The sequence below is a fragment of the Sporosarcina sp. P19 genome, from assembly GCF_002743165.1.
GTDB classification, from domain to species: Bacteria; Bacillota; Bacilli; order Bacillales_A; family Planococcaceae; genus Sporosarcina; species Sporosarcina ureae.
In genome coordinates this window covers 1-10,199 of the sequence record NZ_PDYR01000028.1, presented here as the reverse complement: position 1 = coordinate 10,199, position 10,199 = coordinate 1, and the positions used below count along the sequence as shown (strand labels likewise).

The window sequence follows — 10,199 nt, the reverse complement described above, 5'->3', positions numbered from 1 at the left end:
GCTTGCGAAAGAAGTCTACGAACTGCCCTACACTCGACGCAACGAAGGCGCCTGCTGTGGTAGGCGTAGCGAGGAGACAGAGACAGGCGAACTTCCTGTCTGTGGCTCATCGCGAGAGCCATCCACCAGCGCCGTAGTGGGGACAATGAACTTGCCACTTAGATCGCCAGCTAAACCACAACCTCCTAATTGAACAAGAAAAAGAAAAGCACTTGTAAGAACCACAAGCCAACTACGATTATTAGGCATGCTAAATAGAAACGTAATCCGACAGCACTTCGACGATTAAAAACAACTATGTGAACTGCCCTACACCCGATGCAACGAAGGCGCCTGCTGTGGTGGCTCCTCGCGAAAGCCATCCACCAGCGCCGAAGTGGGGACAATGAACTTGCCACTTAGATTGCCAGCTAAACCACAACCCCTAATTGAACAGGAAAAAGAAAAGCACGTGCAAGAACCACAACCGCACGCCGCTTATTAGGCATGCTAAATAGAAACGTAATCCGACAAGTACTTGAACTAGCCCCATATACTACCAAACGAAAAAGCTAGCGTTGGTTGGCAAAACAAAAAAGGCTACCAAGTTACTGGTAGCCTTTTAGAGTATTATGAGAAATATTTATTTACTTGTTCAAATACGTCAGATCCCATGACTTCCTTGCCGTACTCACCTATACGATGAATAGACATCTTAGACACTGCACCGTATTCTGTTACCATGCTGGCAATGTCCTTCGCACGTTTCTTCTCAATGAGAGAATAGTCGAAGCGTAAGTTGAGATAATAACGATCCTCGAATGCATATAGTTGCGAATCAAATTCGTCTTCGAGTGAAATCATTTTGCTGGCCAATGGTATGATCTGGTCAAACTCATTGAAAACAAATAATCTATCTGTAACTTGTAACTCTTCTTCACTTTCCTCTTCAGACTCAGTAATCGCATCGAAAATTGGGTCGAATAATTCTTCTGGATCTTCAATTCCAAAAGGAAACTGTGATGATTCTGCGTTCTTCGGAAGATGTGCGCGAGTTACAATCACTTCAATGCCTTCATTCATAGCGTTGACTTGAATCCAAAGCGGTCCTTCTACTTCAAATTCTGTATCATCACCAAGTTCATCCATCATATCCCAAAAAAGCTCTTCGCTTTTATCGCGGTTATACCAGACGTCTTCTTTACTAAAACCACGGGCTTCAATATCTCCATAGGATAAATTAAACTTTACCGTGTTTTCATTAATGCGCTCTATTTCCATCCCTTATCTCTCCCTTCTGTAGAACAGGCCCTCCCCTGTCATATACTAATACACACTTGCAATGCTTATTACTACTATATGTCGGCTCCGACGTTTTCGTAAGGGTTAATTGTATTTCATTTTACCGATGTTTGCATTGAAGTGGCTCATCTAGAGGAATACAAGGGAATATCAATTCAAAAAAGCTGATAGGCACAATTGTATCCCGTGTCATCCCTATCAGCTTTTGTTATTAAGATTAGTTTACCATCCGCCGCGCTTCGAGCAGCTGATAGGCTCTAACTTTTCTCGGTAGGAAACGACGAATCTCATCTTCATTATACCCTACTTGGAGTCTTTTTTCATCTAGAATGATTGGTCTTCTTAAAAGACCAGGATGTTCTTGTATCAATTCATATAGTCTTTGAAGCGGAAGACTTTCTACGTCAACATTTAGCTTTTGAAATATTTTGGATCGTGTTGAAATAATTTCGTCAGTACCATCTTCCGTCATGCGAAGAATTTGTTTGATTTCTTGAATATTTAATGGCTCAGAGAAGATATTACGCTCTGTATAAGGAATCTCATGTTCCTCCAACCATGCTTTTGCTTTTCTACAAGATGTACAACTAGGCGATGTATAAAGTGTGACACCCATTTATTGACACGTCCTTTCTCACGGCTTACGCTCATTAGTTTTAGTATATTTGCAATTCGTGTAATTCACTTTAGAATTATTATAATTAATGTCTATACTGTTCATTATACACATAATCATTCTCAATTAATATAGTTTTTTGAAAAAACTTTTCTGGAATACACAATTTCTTATTTTTCAACATTCCTGTAGAGAATCATGCATTTTTCTGCGATAAATGAACATCTTCTTCTTTTATACCCAGGGCCGAAATGTTTTAAACATTTCATTTGTAAATAAATGCATTCTCATTTAGAAAATACTTCTACTAATTATTCCCTCTCTGTATAGTACGTACAGGTGTACTAAAAGGTTTCATGTTGTGCAAATCTTTTTCTATTCATCCAATCAAAGTTGCATTCTTTACAAGGTATCGATATAATCTTAAGCAATAAGTGAATGGCATTGAAGGAATAAGTATTTTTGTGGTAGTTTTTGTAGAGAGCTTGTATAAGGTGAAAACAAGTAAAACCTCACAAAAAGAATGGGCTCCTGAGCTTGATGGATGAAAACAGTACTCCATCACGTCTTCCCACGTTACGGGAATTGAGTGGCTATTAGTAGCAATTCGGGTGGTACCACGGTTACCTTTCATCAATCGTCCCTATTTACAGGGGATGACTGATGTTTTTTTATGCCGTTTTTCACGTATGATACAGACTGTTTCGTTCCAGTCGACAATTAAAAGGAGGAAACATTATTATGAAAACTATTTTTTCGGGCGTACAACCAACAGGTGTCATCACATTAGGGAACTACATTGGCGCATTCCGTCAATTCGTTGAACTACAAAACGACGAGGATTGTATTTTTTGCATCGTAGATCAGCACGCAATCACAGTACAACAAAATCCAGATGACCTTAAACAAGCGATTCGTTCATTAGCTGCAACGTATATCGCAAGTGGCATTGATCCAAATAAATCCACATTGTTTATCCAATCAGAAGTTCCAGCTCATGCACAAGCTGGATGGATCATGCAATGCATATCGTACATTGGTGAACTCGAACGTATGACACAGTTTAAAGACAAATCAGATGGAGCAGAAGGTGTATCTGCCGCACTTCTTACCTACCCTCCATTAATGGCTGCGGACATTTTATTGTATAATACGGATATTGTGCCTGTCGGGGAAGATCAGAAGCAACATTTAGAGCTAACTAGAGATCTAGCAGAGCGTTTCAATAGCCGATATGGAAAAGTATTGACCATTCCAGCCGTTCGTATTCCTAAAAATGGAGCTCGAATAAAATCTTTACAAGATCCTCTGAAGAAAATGAGTAAATCTGATCCAAATAAAAAAGCGACGATTACGATTTTAGACACACCAAAAGAAATCGAAAAGAAAGTCAAAAGTGCTGTAACGGATTCTGAAGGTATCGTGAAATTTGACGTAGAAAATAAACCAGGCGTCTCCAATTTATTAATTATTGAATCTTCACTAAGTGGTTTGTCGATCGAAGAATTAGAAGCAAAATACGAAGGCCAAGGCTACGGGGCATTTAAGACCGGTGTCGCTGAAGCTATCAACCAACACTTAGCTGGAATCCAAGAACGTTATCACGAACTAATCAACTCTCCTGAACTCGATGCAATCCTCGACCAAGGAGCAGAAAAAGCAAACACCATCGCTTCCGCCACACTCAAAAAGATGGAGGCCGCGATGGGCTTGGGACGTACACGGTAAGCAGCAATAAAATAATTGCCGCTACCAACATCATAAAATCCGTCGACTGCAATATAAAAATCAAAATCTGTCGATAATTATAACCAAGAGCAGAATAATTCAAGTAAAACAACAAATTAGCCAACGTCACGACAATCACACAATAACTACAAACAAACACAAAAAAACGCGTCACAGACATCTCGTCCTTTACCCTTTTCTTTCATCCTATGTTCAGACCAGGTGTAATTAGACGAGTCCCGTCGCCCACAACCAAAAAGACTGAAAACATCTCCCGAAAAACCTTCCATGGAGCATGTCTTCAGTCTTTTTTATTATAAATTAGTTTTATTTGGTTTCAGCTTTGGCTTTAAGTTTTTTAACGCTCCGATGTTCACTTGATAGAACAACACACTAGTTGACCGTAAGTGGAAGGCGGCGACTCCCGATGGATCAGCCCGATCAGGTGAGACAACTATAGGGAGCTTGCGACCTAGTTGGCTCACCGCGGGCCCATGGGAAAGCGTCCGCCTGGAACGTCGGTCTACGGCGCTATCCACCTTGAGCATGGCCTTTGACCTTGAATTTCTTCCATTAAAAAAACGGAAAGGAGTCTAAACGACCCTTTCCGTCCACCTTTATATCTTCTTAAACACCAACGAAGCATTATGCCCGCCAAAGCCTAGCGAATTACTCATAGCATACGTAATATCTGCTTTACGCGCCTCATTCACTACATAATCCAAATCACACTCTGGATCCGGCGTCTCGTAATTCATCGTAGGAGGTAAAATCCCTTCCTGTAACGCCTTCACAGTAAAGATCGCCTCAATACCGCCAGCCGCACCAAGCAAATGACCCGTCATCGATTTAGTCGAACTCATTGCCAACTTATACGCATGATCACCAAACACAGTCTTCGCTGCCAACGTCTCAAATAAATCATTATACGGCGTGCTCGTGCCGTGCGCATTAATATAATCCACTTGCGTAGGTTCAACGCCCGCTTTTGCTAATGCCTGTTGCATCGCACGCGCTCCACCTTCTCCGCCTGGTGCGGGTGCTGTAATATGGTGCGCATCTCCAGTGGAACCGTACCCGACGATTTCTGCATAGATCTTCGCGCCACGCGCAACCGCATGCTCATATTCTTCCAAAATCATAATTCCTGCACCTTCACCCATTACGAAACCATCACGATTTTTATCGAACGGACGGGAAGCTTTTGTAGGATCATCATTTAAAGATAATGCTGTGCTTGCGATAAAGCCTGCTACTGCAAGTGACGTGATCGGCGCTTCAGTTCCACCTGTAATCATAACGTCTGCATCTCCACGCAGGATCACTTCAAATGCATCCCCGATAGAGTTTGTACCAGATGCACAAGCTGTTACCGAACAAGAGTTGATTCCTTTAGCACCTGTGAAAATGGATACTTGTCCTGCAGCCATATCGGGAATCATCATAGGAACGAAAAATGGACTGACACGTCGATAACCTTTTTCAAGGAATGTATTAAATTGTGTCTCGTGTGATTCCATTCCGCCGATTCCAGAACCGATCCAAACTCCTGTACGTAGCGCTAAGTCGCCTTCAAGTTCCAGGTTCGCATCTTTCATTGCCATCATCGAAGACGCGACTGCATAGTGCGTGAACCGATCCATTTTACGGGCATCTTTGCGGGAAACGTATTCCTCGATATTGAAACCTTTAACTTCTGCCATCACACTGACTGGGAATTTTTCTTGATCAAGTCTTGTCATGACGTCAATTCCAGATTTTCCTTCTAACACTGCTTTCCAAGATTCTTCAGCCGAGTTACCGACTGGCGAGATTCCACCGATACCCGTTACTACTACACGTCGTTTTTCCAATTTCAAACTTCCTTTCTATTATCAACTTTTGTTTTCCAGGCTAATTACTTACCCCATTTTATACATAAGCCGCCCCATGTCAAGCCGCCACCGAATCCTACCAGAACAATCACATCATCATCTTTCACTCGACCTTCAGCTAAATCGTCCGTCAATGAAATTGGTATAGATGCGGCCGATGTATTCCCGTACTTATGAACCGTTTTCGACATCTTCTCAACCGGCAAGCCTAAACGCTCACGCGACGCTTCCATAATACGGATATTCGCTTGGTGCGGCACAAGATAGTCCACTTCGTCTGTCTTCAAACCAGCATTTTCCGCAACGCTGACTGCTGTTTCTCCCATTTGGCGGACCGCAAACTTGAATACTTCACGGCCATTCATTTCTAGATATTTATCGTGATGGAGATGTTTTCCACCCGAACCGTCTGCTCCCAATTCAAATGACAGGATTCCTCTTCCTTCACTGACTTTACCAACGACTGTTGCTCCTGCACCGTCACCGAACAGAACAGCGGTATTACGGTCTTCCCAGTCAACGATTTTTGATAACTTTTCCACGCCTACTACGAGGACATAATCATATGTGCCTGACTCAACAAATTGCTTCGCTGTTACGATACCATAGATGAACCCTGCACATGCTGCAGAAATATCCATCGCCGCTGCGTTTTTAGCACCTAGACGTTCTTGGATCATCGTTGCGACAGACGGGAAAATCTTATCTGGCGTAACTGTAGCTACCAAAATGAGACCGATTTGATCGGCACGAATATCTGCTGACTGTAATGCGTCTTTCGCTGCTTCAAACGCCATGTCCGATGTATCAATAGTATCTTCTGCGATTCGACGCTCTTCTATTCCCGTACGCGTGCGAATCCATTCGTCTGATGTATCTAAACGTTTTTCTAAATCATGGTTTGTTAAAACAGTTGGTGGAACATATTTCCCCATTCCTAAAAGTCCAGCTCTCATCTCATCTACCCCGTTCCTTATCATCTAATATTAGTACCTGGTAGTAATTATAGAAGAAAAAACATGCTTTTTCAAGACGAGGACACTTTTCCGTCAAATATAATGTGTAATTTCATTTCAACGTTTTAGCTTACTATGGTATGATGTACTATGAAATAGACTAGTCGAGGTGAAAATCATGCACTATATTATGACATTTGTTTGGTCGTTCCTCTTGGTAGCTATGTTAAACTATGTTGCTGGCTCCATTGGGGGCAATGCATTTGACTTCATGGCGGGCGTTACCGTCTCAATCGTTTTGGCTATCCTTGTATTGATTATCACTACAATCATTCCAGACGAATCACCAGCAGACGTTTGATTTACGACCAAAAAGCGTAAGAACTGTTCAACAGTTCTTACGCTTTTTATTTTGATCTCATCGGACAACTTCCACAACCAACTCTCCTTCTTGCATGGACAATTTGATTTGCTGTCCTTCCACAAGACCGCCTCGTATAACCTCTTTCGCAACTTTTGTTTCCACATGTCGCTGAATGAATCGTTTCAATGGTCGCGCACCAAAGTCCGCATCTGCCCCTTCTCGAACAATCCAGTCGAGTACCTCATCATCATAGACGAGCACTAAATCTTGCTCTTCCAGACGCTCAACCAAATCACCAAGCATCTTGTTGGTGATCGCTTTAAATGAATCAGTGGTCAATGAATGGAAGATAATAATATCATCCATTCGGTTCAATAACTCCGGTTTGAAATGACTACGAAGTGCTGCCATAATCAAATCTTCTTTGGCATGCTCTGTATCATCTAAATCATTCTCGAGTAAATAAGCTGACCCAATATTCGATGTCATGATGATGACAGTGTTCGTAAAGTTTACTAAACGCCCTTGACTATCAGTAATACGACCATCATCTAAAATTTGCAGTAAAATATTCGCTACATCAGGATGCGCTTTTTCAATTTCATCCAATAATACGACGGCATATGGATTTCGTCTTACAGCTTCCGTCAACTGACCGCCTTCTTCATAGCCGATGTATCCTGGAGGTGCACCGACTAGACGTGACACACTGTGTTTCTCCATATACTCAGACATATCGATTCGTACGAAGTGATCTTCCGAATCAAATAACGTCGCAGCCAATGTTTTCGCAAGCTCTGTCTTCCCTACGCCAGTCGGTCCAAGGAATAGGAACGACCCAATAGGCTTATTTGGATCTTGAATCCCAGCACGTGCACGCCAGACAGCTTCTGTGACGAGTTGTACTGCATTGTCCTGTCCAATGACGCGTTCTTTTAATGTTTCATGCAAGCGCAATAACTTCTCACGCTCTCCTTCAACTAGTTTCGTTACCGGAATACCTGTCCAACGAGCCACGATTGAAGCAATCTCTTCTTCCGTCACTTCTTCGCGCAACAGACGTATATCTTTCGTTCCTTCTAACGGACTTTCCAATGCTTTCAATTCTTTCTCTAATGCTGGGATTTTACCGTACTGTAATTCAGCAGCTTTATTCAAATCAAAACTGCCTTGTGCATCTTCAAGTTCTCTACGGTAGCGATCCAGTTCTTCACGTTTACTTTGAATAATTTTCAATGCCGCTTTTTCTTCATCCCACTGCTCTCGCATACCTTTTGAAGAATCTTTCAAATCCTCTAGCTCTTCGCGTAATGTCTGTAGACGTGACTGACTCATCGTATCTTTCTCTTTACGCAATGCCTGCTCTTCAATCTCGAGTTGCATGATTCTACGAGTCACCGCATCCAGCTCGGATGGCATCGAATCAATTTCCGTACGAATCATCGCGCTCGCTTCATCAATTAAATCAATTGCTTTATCCGGCATGAAGCGCTCCGTTAAATAGCGATCAGACAATGTGGCAGCGGCAACGATCGCACGGTCATGAATACGCACACCGTGGTGTAATTCAAAACGTTCTTTTAATCCACGCAAAATAGATACCGTATCTTCAACAGACGGTTCACGCACCATTACTTGTTGGAATCGTCTCTCAAGTGCCGCATCTTTCTCGATATACATTCGGTATTCATCGAGTGTAGTCGCACCAATACAATACAATTCACCGCGTGCAAGCATCGGCTTCAACATATTGCCAGCGTCCATCGCACCTTCTGTTTTCCCAGCTCCAACTATCGTATGAATCTCATCAATGAACATAATGATTTCGCCATCGCTATCTTTCACTTGTTTCAAAACACTTTTCAGACGCTCTTCAAACTCTCCACGATACTTCGCACCCGCAATCAGCGCACTCATATCAAGTTCGAAAATCTGACGGTCTTTTAATCCTTCTGGCACATCGCCTTTTACAATACGCTGTGCCAATCCTTCCACAATCGCAGTTTTACCGACTCCCGGCTCCCCGATGAGTACTGGATTGTTTTTTGTCTTTCTTGATAATATTCGGATTACATTTCGAATTTCTTCATCCCGGCCAATAACCGGATCCATTTTTCCATTTTTCACTTCTTCCACAAGATTACGACCGAATTGCTCTAGTGGTGAGCGCTGATCTTCTTGCATTCCGTCCATACGCATATACATCCGCCTCTCGTTTATTTGACTTTGACTATCTTTGATTAATTCAATTATAGAATATTTTTTGTCTGAAGTAAAAGATTAACACTCGAATTAGCCAACTATTTTCAGACATAAAAAGTCGCCCGCAAGTATGCGAGCGACGTGTATTACACTAGTTGGCGTGGCGCAACGACTACCCCATCTTCGTCTGCGTAGACATAGTGATCTGGTGTCCATTCAACGTTTCCGAAGCGCAGAACTTCGTCTTTCTGCCCTTCGCCACGTTTGATACTCTTAACTGGCATGCTACCGATCGCCATGACACCAATTTCCTGTGTGCCAAGATCCGCTGTGTCGCGCGCGCAGCCATAGATAATAACGCCTGCAAGTTTCCGATCCTGTGCGATTTCACCGAGCATGTCCCCCATAAGTGCGCAGCGTTTTGACCCCCCGCCGTCTACAACCAATACATGGCCTTCCTGAATCGTTTGAAGCGCTTCCTTGACTAGTACGTTGTCTTCAAAGACTTTCACTGTTGAGATCGGCCCCGAGAATCTCTTGTGCTTTCCGTAAGATTTGAATTCCACTGTACATACTTGCAGTTCGTCGATGAAGTCATCGCAAAGGTCTGCTGTTTTAACTGACATTTCCCATTCCCCCTAGTACATTCTGTTTGACGCTACCCTTTTCCTATTCGACAAAATCTTGCATTTCCTTTTTTAATCTATATATTGTCATATAAGTTACAAGTATTTGCTAAGGATAATTACAGGACGTCCGTAATGGGATTGCAACTCCAGCTGGTGGACGCTTTCCTGAGGGCGTGGCCCGAGCCGCTTCCCTCACTTCGTTCAGTCCAGGGTCTCGAACTCACGCTGATCCTCCAGGAGTCGCCACCAGCTTCCGCTTCAATCCTAGTTACAAAGTGGAGGTAACGAGATTACACACTGTAGATAGAAAGTTAATTATTGTTGTAGTTTCACTAATTTAGATCAAATCCTGTTCAAATTTTAAAATGATTACAAGCCAGAGTTCACTAGACAACATCGAGTGGCTCCCACTCAGATTGTAAGGGATTGGCGCGTAGGAGGGGCGACTCCTAGAGGATCAGCTCGACAGGTGAGACAACTAAAGGGAGCGCAGCGACCTAGTTGGCTCACCGCGAGCCCTCAGGAACGCGTCCCCTCCGAAGCGCAAAT

Annotated in this window: 8 protein-coding genes and 1 other annotated feature; of the genes, 2 read left to right on the top strand and 6 right to left on the bottom strand. The window is 42.8% G+C overall.

Going from position 1 to position 10,199, the window contains the following annotated elements:
- Positions 1-609: 609 nt before the first annotated feature.
- Both mecA and spxA read right to left on the bottom strand, forming a co-directional pair.
- Complete coding sequence (mecA, locus tag CSV74_RS16330) at positions 610-1,260, bottom strand: adaptor protein MecA (RefSeq protein ID WP_029052477.1); 651 nt, start codon at positions 1,258-1,260, stop codon at positions 610-612.
- Between the two features lie 238 nt (positions 1,261-1,498).
- Entirely contained in the window at positions 1,499-1,897 is a 399-nt protein-coding gene (gene spxA / locus CSV74_RS16325; protein ID WP_009765721.1) for a transcriptional regulator SpxA, read from the bottom strand.
- 435 nt (positions 1,898-2,332) lie between these two features.
- Positions 2,333-2,545: a binding site (T-box leader), on the top strand.
- A 93-nt stretch (positions 2,546-2,638) separates the two neighbouring features.
- On the opposite strand from spxA, the gene trpS reads away from it, so the two are divergent.
- A complete protein-coding gene (gene trpS / locus CSV74_RS16320) occupies positions 2,639-3,625 on the top strand; it encodes a tryptophan--tRNA ligase (protein WP_099692444.1) in 987 nt (328 codons plus the stop codon).
- Positions 3,626-4,242: 617 nt separating this feature from the next.
- Here trpS and fabF read toward each other — a convergent pair.
- Together fabF and CSV74_RS16310 are read right to left on the bottom strand one after the other, a co-directional pair.
- Positions 4,243-5,478 carry a beta-ketoacyl-ACP synthase II gene (gene fabF, locus CSV74_RS16315; RefSeq protein WP_029052479.1) on the bottom strand — a complete coding sequence of 412 codons (1,236 nt, stop codon included), beginning with the start codon at positions 5,476-5,478 and terminating at the stop codon, positions 4,243-4,245.
- A 44-nt stretch (positions 5,479-5,522) separates the two neighbouring features.
- Positions 5,523-6,455 carry a beta-ketoacyl-ACP synthase III gene (locus tag CSV74_RS16310; protein ID WP_099692443.1) on the bottom strand — a complete coding sequence of 311 codons (933 nt, stop codon included), beginning with the start codon at positions 6,453-6,455 and terminating at the stop codon, positions 5,523-5,525.
- Between the two features lie 178 nt (positions 6,456-6,633).
- Between CSV74_RS16310 and CSV74_RS16305 the strand changes: the two genes are divergently transcribed.
- Positions 6,634-6,816, top strand: coding sequence for a DUF2929 family protein (locus tag CSV74_RS16305; protein WP_029052481.1), 183 nt, complete (start codon positions 6,634-6,636; stop codon positions 6,814-6,816).
- Between the two features lie 57 nt (positions 6,817-6,873).
- Here the strand turns inward: CSV74_RS16305 and CSV74_RS16300 are convergent, their stop codons facing one another.
- Positions 6,874-9,012 carry an ATP-dependent Clp protease ATP-binding subunit gene (locus tag CSV74_RS16300; RefSeq protein WP_369823739.1) on the bottom strand — a complete coding sequence of 713 codons (2,139 nt, stop codon included), beginning with the start codon at positions 9,010-9,012 and terminating at the stop codon, positions 6,874-6,876.
- A gap of 155 nt (positions 9,013-9,167) precedes the next feature.
- Complete coding sequence (rraA, locus tag CSV74_RS16295) at positions 9,168-9,647, bottom strand: ribonuclease E activity regulator RraA (RefSeq protein ID WP_099692441.1); 480 nt, start codon at positions 9,645-9,647, stop codon at positions 9,168-9,170.
- Positions 9,648-10,199 lie beyond the last annotated feature (552 nt).